16 protein-coding genes are annotated in these 18,984 nt (G+C 63.1%); 12 read left to right on the forward strand and 4 right to left on the reverse strand.

Translation table 11 applies throughout. The annotated features are described in order from the left end of the window. Window positions 1–140: 140 nt before the first annotated feature. Entirely contained in the window at window positions 141–1,793 is a 1,653-nt protein-coding gene (locus SIN08_RS12775) for an ATP-binding protein (RefSeq protein ID WP_416208062.1), read from the reverse strand. Further along, on the reverse strand, window positions 1,790–2,593 hold the full coding sequence (locus SIN08_RS12780; RefSeq protein WP_322451951.1) for an alpha/beta hydrolase: 804 nt from the start codon (window positions 2,591–2,593) through the stop codon (window positions 1,790–1,792). The genes SIN08_RS12775 and SIN08_RS12780 overlap by 4 nt, the downstream gene beginning before the upstream one ends. Window positions 2,594–2,956: 363 nt before the next feature. On the opposite strand from SIN08_RS12780, the gene SIN08_RS12785 reads away from it, so the two are divergent. From SIN08_RS12785 to SIN08_RS12810, 6 genes are all read left to right on the forward strand, one after another. Next, entirely contained in the window at window positions 2,957–4,963 is a 2,007-nt protein-coding gene (locus SIN08_RS12785) for an OmpA family protein (protein WP_322451952.1), read from the forward strand. Between the two features lie 209 nt (window positions 4,964–5,172). Continuing rightward, window positions 5,173–6,825 carry an ABC transporter substrate-binding protein gene (locus SIN08_RS12790; protein ID WP_322451953.1) on the forward strand — a complete coding sequence of 551 codons (1,653 nt, stop codon included), beginning with the start codon at window positions 5,173–5,175 and terminating at the stop codon, window positions 6,823–6,825. 78 nt (window positions 6,826–6,903) lie between these two features. Continuing rightward, window positions 6,904–7,941: an ABC transporter permease gene (locus SIN08_RS12795; RefSeq protein WP_322451954.1), complete on the forward strand. Its 1,038-nt coding sequence runs from the start codon at window positions 6,904–6,906 to the stop codon at window positions 7,939–7,941. Window positions 7,942–7,951: 10 nt separating this feature from the next. After that, on the forward strand, window positions 7,952–9,109 hold the full coding sequence (locus tag SIN08_RS12800) for an ABC transporter permease (RefSeq protein WP_322451955.1): 1,158 nt from the start codon (window positions 7,952–7,954) through the stop codon (window positions 9,107–9,109). A gap of 252 nt (window positions 9,110–9,361) precedes the next feature. Then, entirely contained in the window at window positions 9,362–11,494 is a 2,133-nt protein-coding gene (locus SIN08_RS12805) for an ABC transporter ATP-binding protein (RefSeq protein WP_322451956.1), read from the forward strand. Between the two features lie 61 nt (window positions 11,495–11,555). After that, complete coding sequence (locus tag SIN08_RS12810; RefSeq protein WP_322451957.1) at window positions 11,556–11,921, forward strand: VOC family protein; 366 nt, start codon at window positions 11,556–11,558, stop codon at window positions 11,919–11,921. 33 nt (window positions 11,922–11,954) lie between these two features. On the opposite strand, the gene SIN08_RS12815 is transcribed toward SIN08_RS12810, so the two are convergent. Next, entirely contained in the window at window positions 11,955–12,626 is a 672-nt protein-coding gene (locus SIN08_RS12815) for a glutathione S-transferase family protein (RefSeq protein WP_322451958.1), read from the reverse strand. Window positions 12,627–12,743: 117 nt separating this feature from the next. On the opposite strand from SIN08_RS12815, the gene SIN08_RS12820 reads away from it, so the two are divergent. The 3 genes from SIN08_RS12820 to SIN08_RS12830 all read left to right on the forward strand — a co-directional run bounded on the left by SIN08_RS12820 (window position 12,744) and on the right by SIN08_RS12830 (window position 14,290). Continuing rightward, a complete protein-coding gene (locus tag SIN08_RS12820; RefSeq protein WP_322451959.1) occupies window positions 12,744–13,178 on the forward strand; it encodes a MarR family winged helix-turn-helix transcriptional regulator in 435 nt (144 codons plus the stop codon). Window positions 13,179–13,295: 117 nt separating this feature from the next. Beyond that, window positions 13,296–13,817: an Rrf2 family transcriptional regulator gene (locus SIN08_RS12825; RefSeq protein WP_322451960.1), complete on the forward strand. Its 522-nt coding sequence runs from the start codon at window positions 13,296–13,298 to the stop codon at window positions 13,815–13,817. Between the two features lie 11 nt (window positions 13,818–13,828). After that, a complete protein-coding gene (locus tag SIN08_RS12830; protein ID WP_322451961.1) occupies window positions 13,829–14,290 on the forward strand; it encodes a carboxymuconolactone decarboxylase family protein in 462 nt (153 codons plus the stop codon). Between the two features lie 137 nt (window positions 14,291–14,427). Here the strand turns inward: SIN08_RS12830 and SIN08_RS12835 are convergent, their stop codons facing one another. Beyond that, window positions 14,428–15,756: an aspartate aminotransferase family protein gene (locus tag SIN08_RS12835; RefSeq protein ID WP_322451962.1), complete on the reverse strand. Its 1,329-nt coding sequence runs from the start codon at window positions 15,754–15,756 to the stop codon at window positions 14,428–14,430. A gap of 195 nt (window positions 15,757–15,951) precedes the next feature. Between SIN08_RS12835 and SIN08_RS12840 the strand changes: the two genes are divergently transcribed. From SIN08_RS12840 to SIN08_RS12850, 3 genes are all read left to right on the forward strand, one after another. After that, window positions 15,952–16,584, forward strand: a complete 633-nt coding sequence (locus SIN08_RS12840; protein ID WP_322451963.1) for a TetR family transcriptional regulator C-terminal domain-containing protein — start codon at window positions 15,952–15,954, stop codon at window positions 16,582–16,584. 206 nt (window positions 16,585–16,790) lie between these two features. Beyond that, entirely contained in the window at window positions 16,791–18,458 is a 1,668-nt protein-coding gene (locus tag SIN08_RS12845) for a hypothetical protein (RefSeq protein ID WP_322451964.1), read from the forward strand. A 376-nt stretch (window positions 18,459–18,834) separates the two neighbouring features. Continuing rightward, entirely contained in the window at window positions 18,835–18,975 is a 141-nt protein-coding gene (locus SIN08_RS12850; RefSeq protein ID WP_322451965.1) for a hypothetical protein, read from the forward strand. The last annotated feature ends 9 nt before the right edge of the window (window positions 18,976–18,984 follow it).

The raw sequence follows: 18,984 nt of genomic DNA on the forward strand, positions 1-18,984 counted from the left end.
TCAAGCACCGTGTCCCGGCGGCGCTGTTTCGGTTCGAAGCCCGGCTCGAGACATATCGCCGTTTGCACGCGCAAAGGACTGGTTCGCGCGTCCCGAGCAGGGCCAAGATCCCGGGAAGGCGATGTTCGGCTGAGTTCGCGTTACCCGTCCAGCGCCGCCCTCACCTTGGCGGCGAGTCGTTCCAGCGAGGCAGGCTTCTGTAGAAGGTTCACTCCCGGATCGAGCACGCCGTTATGTAGGATGGCATTGCGCGTGTAGCCGGTGGTGAAAAGAATTTTCAGGTCCGACCGGCGCTTTTGAGCCTCCTCGGCAAGGCGACAGCCGTTCATGTCGGACATGACGACATCCGTGAAGAGAAGGCGGATTTCGGGGTGTTTCGAAAGGGCTGCCAGTGCTTCCACGCCGCCGCGCGCCTCGATCACACCGTAGCCCAGATCGCGCAGCATTTGCGCGGTGAGCGCCAGCACCTGTTCGTCATCCTCCACAACCAGCACCACCTCGGATGCTGCGCCGCGGGCGAGCGACCTGGCAGGCGTGTGCTTCGGTGTATCGGCCGCGCCATAGAGCCGGGGCAGGTAGATCTTGATCGACGTGCCCTGGCCGGGCTCGGAGTAGATCTTTATGTGGCCGCCCGACTGCTTCACGAAGCCGAACACCTGGCTCAGGCCGAGCCCGGTGCCCTCGCCCGGGCCCTTGGTGGTGAAGAACGGATCGAACGCCTTGGCCATGACATTCGGCGTCATGCCCGTGCCTGTATCGGTGACGGCCACCATCACATACTGGCCGGATTCTATGCCGTGCTCGACCGTATAGGTTTCGTCAAGGTGGCTGTTGGCGGTCTCAATGGTGAGACGGCCGCCCTCGGGCATGGCGTCGCGCCCATTGATGGCGAGGTTGAGAATCGCGTTTTCGAGCAGGTTCTTGTCGGCATGGACCTTCCAGAGCCCTCCGGCAAGCACCGTTTCGAGCCGCACCGTCTCACCGAGTGTGCCGCGGAGCAACTCGGACATTTCCGCCACCATCTGGTTGGCATTGAGCGGCTCGGGCGAAAGCGCCTGCTGGCGTGAGAAGGCGAGCAGGCGCTGGGTGAGCGAGGCGGCCCTGGCTGCGCCATCCTTGGCCGCGGCGATGAACCGCGAGACGTCTTCGCCCTTGGCAAGACGCCGTTCCATGAGGCTGAGCGCAGAGAGAATGACGGCCAGCATGTTGTTAAAGTCATGGGCGATACCGCCCGTGAGCTGGCCAACGGCCTCCATCTTCTGGGATTGGCGAAGTGCTGCCTCCGTCTTCATGCGGGCCTCGACGGCCTTGGCGATGCGCTCCTCCAGCGTGCGGTTCAGCGCCACAAGCTCGGCATTGGCCTTTTCTGCGACGCGGCGGGCCTCGAGAAGCTCGCGCTCGTAGCGGCGGCGGTCGGACGCGTTGAAGATGGTGATGCGTACAAAGCGCAGCGCTCCCTTCTCGTCCCGCCGCTCCACCGCGTTGACTAGCACTGGCAGCGTGGTGCCGTCGGCGCGCAAGAGATCTAGCGCGACCTCGTTGAAGAAGCCCTGCATGCGCATCAAAGGCAAGAAATGGGTCTCGTAATAAATCTTTCCGGCAATGTTCAGAAAATCCTGGAATCGGCGACCGACAATTTCGCTGTGGTCGCAGCCGAGCCAAGTGGCGAAAGTGAGGTTCACCTTTCTGATGCGGCCGTCCGACCCTGCCGAGACGTAGCCGCAGGGGGCATTTTCAAAGAGGTCTTCGAGATCTCGGAGTTCGTCGTCCATGGACTGCGGGGCGGCGCTCAAGAGGTTCCGCCTTCGAGGAAGGCCTTCATTGCAGCAATCGTCTCCTCGGGGGCGCTGAGATTGGGGCAATGGCCAGTGGCCTGCAGGAGAACGAAGCTGCTGTCGGGAAGGTTCCGGTGTACATACTCGCCCACGGCCTGGGGAGCGATCACGTCTTCCGAGCACTGCAGCACGAGGGAGCGGGCGCTGACGTGCAGAAGATCGGCGCGGTTGTCGGCAAGGAAGGTGACGCGGGCGAAGCGCTTGGCGATCTCCGGATCCGTCATGCAGAAGGAGTTCGTAAGTTCCTCGCCAAGCTCCGGTCGGTCGGGATTGCCCATGATGACCGGAGCCATGGACTGCGACCAGCCCATGTAGTTGGCGTCGAGCAGGTCGAGGAGTTCCTGGATCTGCGCCGCACTGAAGCCGCCTATGTATTCGGAGTCGTCGATATAGCGCGGCGATGGTCCGATCATCACCAGATCATCGAACAGGTCAGGCGCCTTCACGGACGCAATGGCGCCGATCATCGCGCTCACCGAATGGCCGACGAAAACGCCTCGGGTAACATCGAGTTCGCGGCAGATCTCGATGACATCGTCGGCGTAGCCATCGAGCGAGCCGTATTTGCCGGGATCGTACGCCTTGAGATCGGAACCGCCGCAGCCGACATGATCGAAGAGCACGATGCGGTAATCGTCGGCAAAGGCCGGCCAGACAAACCGCCACATGTTCTGGTCACAGCCGAAGCCATGGGCGAAGACCATCGCCCGCTTTCCAGAGCCCAGCACCTTTACGTTGTTCCGCTGCAGCATCATCAAATGACACTCCTCGTCCCGCAATCTAACCGGGGGATCCGGCGACTTGCGCGAATGCGCCGCGATGATCTGCCGGTGAGGCTGAAGAGATAGGATTCGATATTGGATTGTCCAAAACGATGTCCCGTCCGGTCGTGGGGGCATTCCGACACTCACGAGGCAAAACGTCTGGTCTGGTGAAGTGCAGCAAGTGTCCGTCGCCCTTTGCAGATTCCGCCCTTGTCGGAAGTTCAACCGAAGCACCACGTATTGGCTGATCGGCCGGTTGTCGCGTGCCCCGCGCGGGGCGGTTCGGGAACCAAGAGGTCTGTTCATCGCTTTACTGCGCCGAAGGGATTCCTCCACCTGAGGAGCAGCGAGATGAAAATGACCCATAGATTCCTGGCCGGCACGGCGCTCTGCGTGCTCATGACCGCGCCATATCCCGCCTTGGCAAAGAATGCCGCGCCGGAGAGGCCGATCATGCTGGTGCAGGCGGAGGAGCCTCTCGAGACCGAACAGGAGGCGCCGGCCGGATGTCCCGCTGGGACCGCGCCGGGAGCGGACGGCGAATGCGTGCCGATAGAAGGGCAACCTCCGGCGGAGGAAGTGCCTCCCGAAGCGATCGAAGAAGCCCCTGCCGTGGACGAACCTCCGGCGGAAGAGATCCCGGCCGAGCCCACTCCCGAGGAGATCGCGCCCGAAGCGCCGGCACCGGAAGAGGCAGCGCCCGAAGAACCCGCTCCAGAGGAACTCGCGCCTGAGGAGCCGGCCCCGGAAGAGCTCGCGCCCGAAGAACCGGTCCCGGAAGAGCCCGCACCGGCGGAAGAGGCGCCCGCCGAGATGCAGACAGAGCCGATGACGGAACCCGAAAGCGCGCCGGCGCCTATCCAGGAAGCACCCGACGAGGCCGAGGAGACGACGCCGCCCGCCGAAGAGGAGGCGCCTGCGGCTGAAGAACCGGCCGAGGACGAGGCAGCGCCGGTCGAAACGCTGCAAGAGCAGCCTGCCGCGCCCGAGGAACAAGACGAGCCTGCCGCGGCCCAGGAAGGCGAGGACGCCATGCCTGCCGAAGAGCCGGGGGAGGCGGCCACCGGGCAAGACGAGGAGGCGCCCGCCGAGGCTGACGAGCAGATCCCCGTCGAAGAAACGGCGGAACCCGCCCCGGAAGAGGCCGAGACCATGGAGAGCGGTGAAGAGGAGCTTCTGCCGGAAGATGCCGCGCCCGTGCTTGACAGCCAGAAGGAAGGCGCGGTCGACGCCGAGGCGGCCGGACCCGATGGCGCCGCCGCGGAAGAAGGGGCCGCCCCGCAGCCGGCGCAGGAAACCGAAGCCGAGGCGCCGGAAGGTGCCGCCGGCGCTGAGCCGGTGCCGGAAACGGACGCGCAGGCCCAGCAGAACATCATGGATCCGCAGCGGCTCCAGGCGGAGATCCGCTCCATCGTCGAGGAAGAGGGCGAGGCCATCAATTTGGGGCAAACGCCCGAGGACATGCGCATGCGGCGTGCCGAGTTCTACCGGCCGCGCGAGAATGCCCGGGTGGTCGAGGAATACAACGACAACCGCACGATCGTGGAGATCAACAACCACTACTATGTGGAGAGCTCCGACTACGACCGCATCGTCATGCGGGACGACCGGGTCTACTACGAGGAACTGCGCGGCGGGCGGGTGCGCGAGGTGATCGAGCGCTCCGACGGGACCCGCGTGATCACCGTGCGCAACCGCTATGGCGACATCATCCGCCGCGTGCGTGTGACGCCCGACGGGCGGGAATACGTGCTGGCCTATCTGCCCGAAGACCGCTTCGATACGGCGATGCACTACGAGGATCTGGCGCGCGAACTGCCGCCGCTCAGGCTGACGATTCCCGTCAGCGACTATATCCTCGAGGCGGACAGGGTGGAGGATCCGGACCGTTATTACACCTTCCTCGACCAGCCGCCGGTGGAACCGGTGGAGCGCCTCTATTCGGTCGAGGAGGTGAAGTACTCGGCGCGCGTGCGCGACATGGTGCGGCGCATCGATCTCGACACGATCGAGTTCGAATTCGGCTCGGCTCGAATCGAGGAGAGCGAGATCGCCGATCTGGAGGCCGTCGCCGACGCCATTCTGCGCATGCTCGACGAGAACCCCGCCGAGACCTTCCTGATCGAGGGCCACACGGACGCGGTGGGGTCGGAGATGGCCAACCTCGCCCTGTCGGACAGGCGCGCCGAGGCGGTCGCGCGGGCCTTGAGCGATGTTTTCGGGGTGCCGCCCGAAAACCTGATCACCCAGGGCTATGGCGAGCAATATCTGAAGATCCGGACGGAACGGCGCGAACGGGAGAACAGGCGCGTGGCCGTGCGCCGCATCACCCCGCTCATCACCCCGGTGGCGGCGCGCCAGTAGAAGCGCTTTCCTGCACATTCCCGGATGACGGGAAGATGCGGGCAGGGCCCGGCCGGTTTCCCTCCGCCGGTCGGGTCTTCGTGCGTTCGGATGCCGACGCGGCTGCCGATGTCCTTTTGACAAGGGCGTGCCGATAGGAAATGCTATGTGTTCGGTCGTGCCCAATCGGGCCAATCACAAAAACACTGCGGACGAGCGGGAGTGCGTCGATGAAATTCTTCAGGAGCAATGGCGGCCGCGTGCCGGGCAAGATCGCTGCGCTGGCGGAAGATGCCAGGGCCGGCCGAATGGACCGGCGCGAGTTTCTCGCCCTGGCGAGCGCCTTCGGCGCCACCACCGCCGGTGCCTACGCGATGGCGGGGCTTTCGGCGCCCGCGCCGGCTCTCGCCCAGGAGCCGAAAAAGGGCGGCGTCCTCAAGGTCGCCATGTGGGTGAAGGACCCGAAAGATCCGCGCACGGCGGACTGGTCGGAGATCTCCAATGCCATGCGCCAGACGCTGGAGCCCTTGGTGAAGTACACGCGTGACTTCACCTTCGAGGGCAAGCTGCTGGAAAGCTGGGAGGTCAACGAGGACGCCACCCAGTATCTCCTCAACGTGCGCCAGGGCGTGACGTGGAACAACGGCGATTCGTTTTCCGCCGCCGACGTGATCTACAATCTCCTGCGCTGGTGCGACCAGACGGCCGAAGGCAACTCGATGGCCACGCGGCTTTCCGCACTCATCGATCCGGAGACGAAGAAGGCGCGAGAGGGCGCCATCGAGAAGGTGGACGACTACACGGTGCGGCTGAGCCTGCCGTCACCGGACATATCCATCATTGCCGGTTTCTCCGATTATCCCGGCCTGCTCGTGCATCCCAGCTTCGACGAGACGGGACGGGATTTCGTGGCCAACCCGATCGGAACCGGGGCCTTCGAGCTCGTCTCCTACGAGGTCGGCAACCGCGTCGTTCTGAAGCGGCGCGAAGACGGCAAGTGGTGGGGCGGCGAGGCCTACCTCGACGGTATCGAGTTCATCGATTACGGCCCCGACCCGTCGGCGATGATCAGCATGTTCGAGGCGGGAGAGATCCATACCAATTACGAGACCAAGCCTGATTACGTCGACATCCTCGACGGGCTCGATCTCGTCCGCTCGGAGGTGATGACGGCGACGACGATCGTCGCGCGCACCAATGTCGAGCACCCGCCCTATGACGACCAGCGCGTGCGCAAGGCGCTGCAACTCGGCGTCGACAACGCCACGATTCTCGCCCTCGGCTACAACAATGCCGGCGAGGTGGCCGAACACCACCATGTCTGCCCGATCCATCCCGAATACGCCGAGCTTGCGCCGATCGCCCGTAACGCGGATCGTGCCAAGGCGCTGATGGAGGAAGCCGGCCAGATGGGGTACGAGCACGACCTCATCACGGTCGACGAGGACTGGCACAAGAACACCGGGGATGCCATCGCCGCGCAACTGCGCGACACCGGGTTCAAGGTCAGCCGCACCGTCCTGCCGGGCTCCACCTTCTGGAACGACTGGACGAAATATCCCTTCTCCATGACCAACTGGAATATGCGGCCGCTGGGAATTCAGGTGGTGGCGCTGGCCTACCGCACGGGGCAGGCCTGGAACGAATCCGCCTATTCCAACGAGGAACTCGACGCCAATATCGACAAGGCGCTGACGCTGCCCGACCCGGACGAGCGGCGCGAGGTGATGCGGGAGATCGAGCAGCACATCCAGGATGCCGGCATCATCATCCAGCCTTATTGGCGCAAGCTCTACAGTCACTCCGTGCCGGCGGTGCAGAACCACGGCATCCACCAGACCTTCGAGATCGATCTCGAGCGGGTGTGGCTCGACGAGGCCTGATAAGACACGGGGGCGGTCGGTGCCGGCCGCTCCCCAAGCAAGCAAGAAAGCTATGCCCCCGACGGGGGAGGGGAAACAGTGCTGCGCTTCATCCTTCGCCGGCTCGGTGTCATGGCGCTGACCATGCTGGTCCTTTCGTTCGTGGTGTTCTTCCTGGTCAATCTGGAGCCGAACCTGAAGAAGCTCGCCATCAGCCAGTTGACCATGCGCTCCTCGGCCGCCGAGATCGAAAGCTGGCTGCAGGAGTACGGCTACCGGCAGAACTTCTTCGTGCGCTACGGCCAGTGGGTGGGGCTCGTGCGCAAGCAGCCCAACATCGACTCCGAGACCGGTGCCGCCGTGCCGCGCTTTTCCTACTGCGACGAGCCGGCCGAACCGCGCTACTCCGGCATTCTCCAGGGTGATTTCGGCTGTTCCACGAAATTCAGGGAGCCGGTTGCGGAAAAGCTCGTTCCCGCGATGGGCGCCACCGGCATCCTGATGTTCTGGGTCATGGCCGTCATGGTGCCGGTGTCGCTCCTCATCGGCGTTCTGGCGGGGATGCGCGAGGGCAGCCGGACGGACCGCACGCTTTCGGTCGCCTCGATCACCACCACCGCTACGCCCGAATACATCTCCGGGGTCATCTTCACCGTCATCTTCGCCTCTTGGCTCGGCTGGCTGAACGGCTCGGCCGCCTCGGCAACCAACAGCGGCGTGACGTTTTCCAACTTCACGCTGCCGGTGATCACCATGGCCATTTACGGCATCGGCTACATCGCGCGCATGACCCGTGCCTCCATGGTGGAGGTGATGACGCAGCAATATATCCGCACCGCGCGCCTGAAAGGTCTCAGCTTCAATGCGGTGGTGGTCAAGCACGCGCTGCGCAACGCGCTGATCGCGCCCTTCACGGTGATCATGCTGCAGTTTCCCTGGCTTCTGACCGGCGTGGTCATCGTCGAGGTGATGTTCCGCTATCAGGGCTTCGGCTTCACGCTGGTGGAGGCGGCCGCCAACAACGACATCGACCTGCTTCTGGCCTGCTCACTGGTCTCGGTGCTGGTGGTGCTTGTCACGCAGCTCGTCTCCGATGTCGGCTACGTGCTGCTCAACCCGCGTATCCGGGTGCGATAAGGGCCGGCCCATGCAGTTCGAGACACTCGGGTTCTTCGGTATCCTCTTCGGCGTCGTCGCGCGCTTCTGGCCGGTGTGGATCGGGCTCGGTACAGTCTTCATCCTCAGCACGCGCTACCGGAAGGTGCTCGGTCTTTACGGCCATCTCTTCGAGACCAAGGTCGGCATCGCCGGCCTGGCGATCTGCCTGTTCTGGCTGTTCACGGCGATCTTCGCGGATGTGATCGCCCCCTTCGGGCCTCTCGAACAGATTCCGCTCCTGAAGAACGCAGCACCGGGGACGATCGAGCCGGAAACCGGCCTGCCTTTCCTTTTCGGCGGCGACCGGCTGGCGCGCGACGTCTTCTCCCGCATGGTGTTCGGCAGCCAGATCGTGCTTGCCATCGCGCCGGCGGCGACGCTCTTCGCGCTGATGGTGGGCACCACGCTCGGGCTGCCGGCCGGCTATTACGGCGGGCGGATCGACAGCGTGCTTTCCTTCCTGGCCAACCTCGTCCTGGCTTTCCCCGTCATCCTGCTCTTCTACCTGCTGGTTACGCCCGGCATCCGCGAAACGTCCATACCGCAGTGGCTGGCGGGATTCTTCTTCGTCTTTCCGATGATTTTCCTTTCGACGCTCTTCTACACCCGCTTCAGCGGCCGGCCGGGGCTTCTGGCGGTGCTCATCGGGGTGACCTTTCTCGTCGGCGGCTGGCTTTATGCGGGGCTCGTCTTCAACGCCGATCCGCTGGGGATCGTCTCGCTCAGGCCGAACGAGCTCAACATCTTCGTGGCGGTCGTCTTTGCCTCGAGCCCCGGCGTGTTCCGGATCGTGCGCGGGCTGACCATGGACATCAAGACGCGCGACTATGTCGCCGCCGCCCAGACGCGCGGGGAGAACCCGTGGTACATCATGCTCTGGGAGGTTCTGCCGAATGCGCGCGGGCCGCTCATCGTCGATGCCTGCCTCAGGATCGGCTACACCACCATCCTTCTCGGCACACTCGGCTATTTCGGCCTGGGGCTGGCACCGGAAAGCCCGGACTGGGGCACGGCAATCAAGGAATCGAGCCGGCTTCTCAGGGCCTATATCCATCCCGCGCTGCCGCCGGCCCTGGCGCTGATGTCCTTCGTGCTGGGACTGAACCTGCTCGCCGACGCCCTGCGCGAGCAGTCGCTGAAGGACTGATGCCATGCGGGACGTGAAACCAAGCTGTGTCATCCCGGAAGCCGGAGCGAAGCGGAGGCTATCCGGGAACCATTGGTCCTGCGATCGTCGAGCCCGCCTCGGTCCTCGTCTTGGCGCGCGTCAGGAACATCGCAATCTCTGCGGAAACCGGTCGCACTCGCTCAATAGGTCCTGGCTCTCGCTCCGCTCGGCCGGGATGACGACCAGAACCGGGTCGACCAGCCCTGCGACCTTTCAGGATTGGAGCAGGCGATGAACGAAGCCATCAGGATCGACCCGACCCAGGGACAGGCGGTCGAGCCCATCCTGGAGATCGAGAACCTCTCCATCTCCTTCTTCACGCGGGCGGGCGAAATCCCGGCGGTGATGGATTTCTCCTGCACCGTCATGCCTGGCGAGGCGATGGGGATCGTGGGCGAATCGGGTTGCGGCAAGTCCACGGTCGCGCTCGGCATCATGCGCGATCTTTCGAATGCGGGAAGGATCGTCGGCGGCCGCATCAGGTTCAAGGGCCGCGATATGGCCGAGATGAGCGAGGCGGAGCTGCGCCATATCCGCGGCGACGAGATCGCCATGGTCTATCAGGAGCCGATGGCGAGCCTGAACCCTGCCATGAAGATCGGCAAGCAGCTCATGGAAGTGCCGCTGATCCACGAGAAGGTGTCCAGGCGGGAGGCGTGGGAGCGGGCGCTGGAGATGGTACAGGCGGTGCGCCTGCCGGACCCGGAGCGCATCATGCGCGCCTATCCGCACCAGCTCTCGGGCGGCCAGCAACAGCGCGTGGTGATCGCCATGGCACTTCTGTCCAAGCCCTCGCTGCTGCTGCTCGACGAGCCGACCACGGCGCTCGACGTGACGGTGGAGGCGGGCATCGTCGAACTGGTGAAGGGGCTGAGCAGGCAGTACGGCACGTCGATGATCTTCGTGTCGCACAATCTCGGCCTGATCCTGGAGACCTGCGACCGCATCACCGTGATGTATTCGGGCGAGGCGGTGGAGAAGGGCCGCGTCAAGGACGTCTTCGACGAGATGCGGCACCCATATACGCAGGGGCTGTTCCGCTCCATCCCGCTGCCGGGCGCCGACAAGAACGCGCGACCGCTGATCGCGATACCGGGCCAGCTTCCGCTGCCGCACGAGCGGCCGAGAGGCTGCAATTTCGGCCCGCGCTGCCCGCATTTCGAAGCCGGCCGGTGCGATGCCGGCGATGTGCCCATGGTTGAGATAGAAGGGCATGACCGGCACGAATCGCGCTGCCTGCGTTTTAACGAGATCGACTGGGCGGCGCTGCCGGAAGGCGTGGAGCGGGCGCACGCGCCGGTGGAACCGGGTGGTTCGGTGCTGAAGGTCGAGGGGCTGAAGAAGTATTACCGGGTCGCTGCCAATGCCGTCTTCGGCGGCAGCGAGACGCGCACCGTCAAAGCCAACGAGTCGATCAGCTTCGAGGCGCGCGAGGCGGAAACGGTGGCGATCGTCGGCGAATCCGGCTGCGGCAAGTCCACGCTCGCCAAGGTTCTGCTGGGGCTGGAAACGGCGACGGAGGGGACGGTCGCGCTCGGCACGGCCGAGATCCAGGCTCTCCCGGTCGAAGAGCGGGACACCGACACCGTGGCCGGCATCCAGATGGTTTTCCAGAACCCTTTCGACACTCTCAATCCCAGCCATTCCGTGGGCGCCCAGATGATGCGTTCGCTCGAGAAATTCCGGATCGGCCGGACGATGGCCGAGCGGAAGAATCGCATGCTGGAACTGCTCGACCTGGTGAAGCTGCCGCGGGCCTTCGCCTCGCGCATGCCGCGCCAGCTTTCCGGCGGGCAGAAGCAGCGCATCGGGGTGGCGCGGGCGTTTGCCGGAAACGCCAGGGTGGTTGTGGCCGACGAGCCGGTCTCCGCGCTCGACGTTTCGGTGCAGGCGGCGGTGACCGAGCTTCTGATGGACATCCAGCGCAGGAACAAGACCACGCTTCTGTTCATCAGCCACGATCTTTCCGTGGTGCGCTACCTCGCCGACCGGGTGCTGGTCATGTATCTCGGCCATGTGGTCGAGCAGGGCACGACGGAGCAGATCTTCGCGCCGCCCTACCACCCCTATACCGAGGCTTTGCTGTCCGCCGTGCCGATCGCCGACACGTCCGTCAGAAAGAAGCACATCGTGCTCGACGGCGACATTCCCTCGGCGCTAGACCCGCCCTCCGGCTGCCCCTTCCAGACCCGCTGTCCCTACAAGCATCTGGTGCCGGAAAACCGCTGCGAGCGCGAATTGCCGCCCTTCGCCGATCTCGGCGACGGCCACAGGAGCCTGTGCTGGCTGGGCGAGGACGTCCTGGAGAAAATGGAGCCGGTCATCCGCTTCGGCGGAGGGGATGAGGCGGACGCCCGGCCGTGATCCTTGCCGAACACATTTCGGCGTGTCTAAGGTTCCAGACCCGTCGACAGGAGGTCTCCTTATGTTCGTGAAGTTTGCCGAGCTGCCCGTCTTCGACCAGGACCGGGCGATCGCCTTTTATACCGAGAAGCTGTCGCTCGCCGTGGCGGCGGATGTTCCTTACGGCCAGGGAGACTGGCGCTGGGTCGAACTGGCGCTGCCGGGCGCGCGAACGCATCTGCATTTCATACGCCGGCCGGACGAGAAGCCGTCGGACATGCCCATACTCGTGCTGGTCGCGGAAGACCTGGAAGCCACTGTCGACACGCTCAGGTCCAACGGTGCCGAGATCATCACGGAGCCGCAAACGGCACCCTGGGACAGGGACACCCTCTATGCGGAGTTCCGCGACAGCGAGGGAAACCGCATCGTCGTCAATCAGGAATGACAGGGCGGGGCGGCGCTCGCCGCCCCTCTCCAGTCAGGCCGCCGCCCTGTCCATTCGGGCGAGCACGCCGTCCTGGTTGTGCAGGAAGCGGCGCAGCCGGTCGTTGTAATCGGCAACCACCGCGGTCTTGACCGAGGGACGCCCGGCAAGCGCGGCGCGCCACTTTTGAACCTTTGGCAGGCCGTCGAAGATGCCGAGATCCGTGATCTTGTCGAACACGTCGAAATAGCGGAAGGCCGGGGCGAAGACGGCATCCACCACGCTGAAGCTTTCACCGGCGAAGTAGGGTCCGTCGCCGAGCTCGTCCTCGATGCGCGTGAATTTCTGCCTGAGTGCGGCGGCGGCTCGGTCGAACGCCGCGCGCTCGGGCGTCGTCTCCAGAGTCCAGATGTCGGCGAGCGCCGCCGAGCCGATTTCCATCCAGGCGCGGTGGCGGGCGCGCCTGACCGGGTCCTCGGGATGAAGGCGCGGCGGATAGGTCTCGTCGAGATATTCGACGATGGGCGAACTCTCGAACAGCACGTGCTCGCCGACTTTCAGCACCGGGACCTTGCCGCGCGGGGAGATGGCGAGAAACCAGTCCGGCTTGTCGGTGAGGTCGATGTCGACGCGCTCGTAGGGCACGTCCTTTTCCTTGAGGACGATCGCCGAGCGTTGCACGTACGGGCAAAGGTCGAAGGAGATGAGGGTGAGTCTTTCCGGCATCGGGGCCTCCTTGGGTTGCGTCCTGCATGGAAATTCCATGCATTTGCATCTATATTGGCGTTATCGGGCCGGGAGTCAATGTGAATGCAATTGCATCTAATCAAGAATTGGTGAACCATGGTCGAAAAACCGCACGAAGCCGCGATCGGCGCCTGGATCGCCCTGGCACGCGCCCAGCGCGTGGCGACGAACCACGTCGAGGCGCGACTGAAGGAAGCTGGGCTTCCACCGCTCGCCTGGTATGACGCGCTGTGGGAGCTGGACAAGGCGGGGGAGGCGGGGCTGCGCCCGTTCGAATTGGAAACGGCGCTGCTTTTCGCGCAATACAACCTTTCGCGTCTGGCCGACCGGATGCAAAGGGCCGGTCTCATCGAGCGCCGTGCGTGCCCGCAGGACCGGCGCGGCCAGATCCTGCATATCAGCGAGGAAGGCCGTGCCCTGCGGTGGCGCATGTGGGCCGTCTATGCGCAGGCGCTCGAAGAAGCCGTCGGCAGCCGGCTCACCGTGGAGGAGGCCGAGACGCTGAGCACCCTTCTCAAGAAACTGACCTGAGTGCGCCCGGATCGCCCGTAAGGCCTCTGGCCGCTTCGCGCATGCATCGGTGCGAGACATGCCTATTGTGGATGAAAATTATCCATGATAAGAAATATACAGGATAGGAGAGCATGAATGCGTATGGGTGAAGGCGTCGAGGCGGCAATCCATTGCGTGACGCTGCTTGCGGGCCTCGATGAAGAGGCCACGCTGCCGGCGAGCGCGCTGGCGACGTATCACGGCGTTTCGCAGAGCTATCTCCTGAAGCACCTGCAGGCGCTTGCCGCCGAGAAGCTTCTGGAATCCGTTCCCGGACCGCGCGGCGGCTACCGGCTGGCGCGCAGGCCGGAGCGTATCAGCCTGCTCGACGTCGTCCTGGCCGTGGAGGGGCCGCGTCCGGCCTTTCGCTGCGCGGAGATCCGGCAGCGCGGGCCCGGAGCGCTGGAACCGGCAGCCTATGTGAAGCCCTGCGGCATCAACACCGCGATGCTGAAGGCCGAACAGGCCTATCGCGCCGTGCTCGCCGAGACCAAGATTTCCGATGTGGTGGCCGGGTACAGGGCCGATGCCGACCCACGGTCCATCGCATTCGGATGCGCCTTCCTGGCGCGCCACCAGCGGCCCCAGGCCGCATCTTCCCGCAAAGAGCAAGAGTAGAAAGGTCGTCCATGCAACCGCGTCTCAATTTCTATCAGGCATCCCCGGAGATCATAAACTCCGTGCGCGCGCTCAATACGGCAGTCAATGGATGCGGGCTCGAGAAGGAGCTTTTGCACCTCGTGAAGCTCAGGGCCTCGCAGATCAACGGCTGTTCCTACTGCGTGGACATGCACAGTCGGGAAGCGCGCGAAGACGGCGAAAGCGAGCAGCGGCTCCTCCTCGTTGCGGCCTGGCAGGAATCTCCGCTCTTCACCGAGCGCGAGCGCGCGGCGCTCGCCTGGACGGAAAAGTTGACGCGGCTTGCCGGCAACATGGTTGAGGACGAGGACTACGAGGAGGTGGGCAGGCACTTCTCCGAAGAGGAACTGGTGAAGCTTTCCGTTGCCATTGGCACGATCAATGTGTGGAACCGGCTTTGCGTTCCCTTCCGCAGCATACATCCGGTAAAAGAGCTGGCGCCCGCCGGATAGCGCGTTCTGCTCAGGCCTATTCAGATGGTGAATGCGGGCGCCCTCCCGGAAAGCCAAAGGCTTGCCCGGGATCGGCTCCGCAACGTTGATGTCACGGAATGAAATTCGCCCCTGTGTCGAAACTGCCGGCGAGGTGGTTATTCCACCTTGCCGAGCACGGCGCGCAGGCAGTCCACGATCTCGTCGATCTGACCCTTTTCCACGATGAGCGGCGGGGACAGGGCGATGATGTCGCCCGTCGTGCGGATCAGGACGCCTTTCTCGAAGGCCTTCAGGAAGGCGGAGAACGCGCGCTTGCCGGGCTGGCCCTCGATCGGCTCCAGCTCGATTGCGCCGACCAGGCCGATATTGCGGATGTCGATGACGTGCGGCGCGCCCCTCAGCGAATGGAGCGCTTCTTCCCAGTAGGGGGCGAGTTCGGCGCCGCGCGTGAGCAGGCCTTCCTCGCGGTAGGTCTCCAGGGTGGCAAGGCCGGCCGCGCAGGCGATCGGGTTCCCGGAATAGGTGTAGCCGTGGAAGAACTCGATCAGGTGCTCCGGCCCCTCCATGAAGGCGTCGTGGATCTCCTTCTTCACGAACACCGCGCCCATGGGGACGACGCCGTTGGTCACCCCCTTGGCGGTTGTCATGATGTCGGGCAGGACGCCGAAATAGTCGGCCGCGAACGGCGCGCCGAGACGGCCGAAACCGGTGATCACCTCGTCGAAGATCAGCAGGATGCCGTGTTTGTCGCAGATCTCGCGCAGGCGCTTCAGATACCCCTTCGGCGGGATGAGGACGCCGGTGGAGCCGGCCACCGGCTCGACGATGACGGCGGCAACGGTGGAGGCGTCGTGCAGGGCGACGATCCGCTCCAGCGCGTCCGCAAGGTCTTCACCGTGCTTGGGCTCGCCGCGGGTGAAGCTATTCTTCTCCGGCAGGTGGGTGTGGGGGAGGTGGTCGATGCCCGTCAAAAGCGTGCCGAACATCTTGCGGTTGGCGACGATGCCGCCGACCGAGATGCCGCCGAAATTCACGCCGTGATAGCCGCGCTCGCGGCCGATCAGCCGGAAGCGCGAACCCTCGCCCCTGACGCGATGATAGGCGAGCGCGATCTTCAGCGCCGTCTCGACGGATTCGGAACCGGAATTGGTGAAGAAGACATGGTCGAGCCCGGCGGGCGCCATGTCGACCAGCCTGTTGGCGAATTCGAAGGCGATGGGATGACCCATCTGGAAGGCTGGCGCATAGTCCAGCTCGGCCGCCTGGGTCCCGATCGCCTCGGTGATCTTCGGCCGGCAATGGCCGGCATTCACGCACCAGAGGCCCGAAGTGGCGTCGAGGACCTTTCTTCCGTCATCGGCGGTGTAGTGCATGTCCTCGGCGGCAACCAGCATGCGCGGTGCCTGCTTGAACTGCCGGTTCGCGGTAAAAGGCATCCAGAAGGCGCTGAGATCGTTCGGCCTGGGCGAGTGCCGGTTGGGCATGAAGCGGTCTCCGTCCTGTTTCCCTGTCGTCAGGTTTAATGTCCTGCCGGTCCTGCAATACACGCTTTGACCATTCCGACAGATTGTAATAAAAGGCCCGCTCGGGGGCGCTCTTTTTCATTATAATCATTGCAATGCCTGTTTGGCGCACCAGCCCTTCATGTTGCGCTGGGCCAGGGCGCGGGAAGGTCACGCATGAGGCCTGACGATAGCGCAGAATTGACGGGCGATGCCGGCGGCACGCGCATCCAACGGGAAAGGCGCGAAGCGATCCTTGAGGCCGCGCTCGAGGTCTTTTCGCGCGACGGGTTTCGCGGGGCGACCCTCGACCGCATCGCCCTCGTCGCCGGCATGTCGAAACCCAATGTGCTCTATTATTTCAAGAGCAAGGAGGCGATCTTCCTCACGCTGGTGGACCGGATCATGGAACTGTGGCTCGCCCCGCTGCGCGCGATGGATGCGGGCGGCGATCCGGTGGCGGAGATCCGCGCCTACATCAGACGCAAGGTGGAGATGTCGCGCGACTTCCCGCGCGAAAGCCGGCTCTTCGCCAACGAGATCCTCCAGGGCGCGCCGCGCATCCTGCCTTTCCTGCAGGGCGAACTGAAGGCGCTGGTCGACGAAAAGGCGGCCATCGTCGGCGCATGGATGCGGCAGGGACGGCTGAAGACGCTCGATCCCCACCACTTCATCTTCGCCATCTGGGCGACCACGCAGCACTATGCCGATTTCGACGTGCAGGTGCGCGCGGTTCTGGGGCCGGAAAGAAGCGGCGAGCGGCGCTTCGAGGAGGCGGCGCGGTTTCTGGAGGGGTTGTTTCTGGGGTGAGGGGTGCAGGGGTGTCCGTACGCAATGGGTGACGGGCTGCCATTCAATTGCGTCTATCGGAACGAGCAAGGAGAGCCAAATAGCTGCCCTTTCGCTCGGGCAGCGACCAACCTCGGATTCCCCGGACGGCCAAGAAGCAGTTGGTGATTACCCGATTTGGGTCTATCCCGGGATAGGGACAGTTCGGCAGACAACGGGCTAGGACTATGGGGGGACAACTCTATTTTTCAATCGGCGAAGCTATCGCAATATTGAGCATTACTCTCGCCGTACCCCAATTTGCGCGGCCCGTGGTACTGTTTCGATTGCGCGCTCAAAGACTGCATCTCTCTTGGCTCTACGCCGCTGTCTTCCTTGGTTGCTTATTTACTGTGCTGGCTGCCATCGTTCCGAGACTGATGTGGTTACCTGGACCACTCCAGTGGCCACTATTATGGGAACTACTCGCATCTGTGGTTTTCATCGCAGTGTTTGCGGTGTTTTCGATGGCCTTCCTGTGGCCGGCTCGTGTGCGCGATCATAGCTATCCACAGTATGTAACCGAAGCGGCTGCTTTTCTAGCGCATGCAGATGAAAAGGATCGGGCGGAATTTTCGCGAGACCTGCGAGCCAACATTGTTGAGATTACAAGAGCTTCCAGTTTTGGTTCGTACCGGAGGGAGATCTCAGCATTCTACGCCTTCACGCATCGCAAGAAATTGGCGGACGCTGGCTACGCGGCCTCGTTTTTGCAATTGGTCGCAGAACCGCAGTTCTGTTCTGTATTGGTCAGCAGAACTCCATGGGATGCGGCCGCAATCGTTAATCAACTGTCGCAGGAGCAGATTCACAGCCGCGCCGCAGAAAATTTCATACAAGAAATGGCTCGGCAAGCAATAATCGCTCCGAACTCGATGCTCGGGCGCGAGGCAGGCTACAGAGGCTTTAATGTAGCACCCGTCCTATCTAATGCAATATTCGGATCTGATTACCTGCGGAGACACTATGAACCGCTATCTTTTTTCGGACACGGCGACTTCGATGTAGCGGAATTTGAACGGCTATCTCGCCTCCGCCACGCAGTAAACTTGCAGCTTTCTTTGGCACTCGAACAGAAAGACTATTGGAGTGATCGGTCTCTGGTCCACCTCTCTGATTTCCTCCGTAGCGCCCTATGGCGGATCAGGAAGCTCGCGAATACTGACGAAAGAGCGTGGAGGCCCGCCCATGAAATCACTCATTGCCTGACGGATGTAACTGATCGCATCCGGAAAGCCCTCCTTGCCCTGCGTGAATCAGACAAAGAACACGACCGTGAGCACTACGACATGCTTTTCCTGAGGGAAGGTGAGGATGCTTGGCGAGCTACCTTACTGGACAGCGCCGCGGAAACAATTGCGGAATCGCTGTTTGCGATTTCAAACGATTTTTCAGATCACGATGACGTTTTTTGGCACCTTGCGCTCGATGTCATGAGACATCTTGTACCGCAATACGGAAGTCCGCCAAATGGGGTAGACCCCTTTCAACAACGCGTCATTTTGAAGCTCGTTTCCAAGATTGAGGACAACATGACGGGCTACTACCCAGCCGTGTCTCGGGTCCTTCTTGCGGTTCTTGCGCCGTTTAAGGAGGGTAAGAATGTAAATCGGAGATCCGCTTACATGCTATTGAAGCGCGCTTTGTATCGCGAATTGAAGCATTTTCCGGCCCTCTATCGGAAGGACCAGGAGAAGGCATTAGATAAGCTTCCCGGAACTGCCAGATTCGATCCTACAACGGGCATGTTGTATCACCTCTATCGTAGCGGCGAGGATGAGGGAACTAATCTAAGGAAGCTGCGGATCCGTGAGATATCATTGTTCGACGAAAAGTACTGGTTAAAGCCTAGCTAACGCACCGCGTAGCATTCGGCACATATGGCAGTGCGTTGACTGCAGACGTTCAATTGCAAAGCCGCTTTCGGCGATGAAGAAGGTCGTGAAGGTCGGTGCTTTGGGGCAGGACCTGCCGCTCGTCTACTCTCGGCAAAGGTCGACAAGGGGGCGAAAGCCGAAGGCGTAACCCGTCGGCTTACTATCTCTCCTCCCGAATCTGCGTCAAGCTTTGTCAGGGTGATCGCCTCCAGGTCGAGTTCCATCTCGATGATCGCCAAGCTGCCGTTTTCGCGTGCTCGGCAACGGCACGTGCGGCTGCCCGAACTCACAATCGCCCCTTGTCTTCGCCCGCGCCGAGGTCCAGTTTCCCCCGATGAGAGGTGTTTACGGATCGATGGGCTTGGGCGTAGCGCTCGGCGTGGGGATCGGCGCCGTCCTCGGCGTGGTGATGGACGATGTCGCCATGGGGATCGCCATCGGGATTGCCGTCGGTGCCGGCATCGGGGCTGCATTCCACGCCTCGAGGGACGAATAGGCACGGCGA

Origin of the sequence: Chelativorans sp. M5D2P16 (assembly GCF_034427935.1) — a bacterium.
GTDB lineage: Bacteria > Pseudomonadota > Alphaproteobacteria > Rhizobiales > Rhizobiaceae > Chelativorans.

Excerpts from the sequence above, each read along its gene's own strand:
- SIN08_RS12810 (WP_322451957.1), top strand. The coding sequence starts at position 11,556 with ATGTTCGTGAAGTTTGCCGAGCTGCCCGTCTTCGACCAGGACCGGGCG.
- SIN08_RS12845 (WP_322451964.1), top strand. The coding sequence starts at position 16,791 with ATGGGGGGACAACTCTATTTTTCAATCGGCGAAGCTATCGCAATATTG.
- SIN08_RS12840 (WP_322451963.1), top strand. The coding sequence starts at position 15,952 with ATGAGGCCTGACGATAGCGCAGAATTGACGGGCGATGCCGGCGGCACG.
- SIN08_RS12805 (WP_322451956.1), top strand. The coding sequence starts at position 9,362 with ATGAACGAAGCCATCAGGATCGACCCGACCCAGGGACAGGCGGTCGAG.
- SIN08_RS12785 (WP_322451952.1), top strand. The coding sequence starts at position 2,957 with ATGACCCATAGATTCCTGGCCGGCACGGCGCTCTGCGTGCTCATGACC.
- SIN08_RS12815 (WP_322451958.1), bottom strand. The coding sequence starts at position 12,626 with ATGCCGGAAAGACTCACCCTCATCTCCTTCGACCTTTGCCCGTACGTG.
- SIN08_RS12850 (WP_322451965.1), top strand. The coding sequence starts at position 18,835 with ATGGGCTTGGGCGTAGCGCTCGGCGTGGGGATCGGCGCCGTCCTCGGC.
- SIN08_RS12790 (WP_322451953.1), top strand. The coding sequence starts at position 5,173 with ATGAAATTCTTCAGGAGCAATGGCGGCCGCGTGCCGGGCAAGATCGCT.
- SIN08_RS12835 (WP_322451962.1), bottom strand. The coding sequence starts at position 15,756 with ATGCCCAACCGGCACTCGCCCAGGCCGAACGATCTCAGCGCCTTCTGG.
- SIN08_RS12830 (WP_322451961.1), top strand. The coding sequence starts at position 13,829 with ATGCAACCGCGTCTCAATTTCTATCAGGCATCCCCGGAGATCATAAAC.
- SIN08_RS12800 (WP_322451955.1), top strand. The coding sequence starts at position 7,952 with ATGCAGTTCGAGACACTCGGGTTCTTCGGTATCCTCTTCGGCGTCGTC.
- SIN08_RS12825 (WP_322451960.1), top strand. The coding sequence starts at position 13,296 with ATGCGTATGGGTGAAGGCGTCGAGGCGGCAATCCATTGCGTGACGCTG.
- SIN08_RS12820 (WP_322451959.1), top strand. The coding sequence starts at position 12,744 with ATGGTCGAAAAACCGCACGAAGCCGCGATCGGCGCCTGGATCGCCCTG.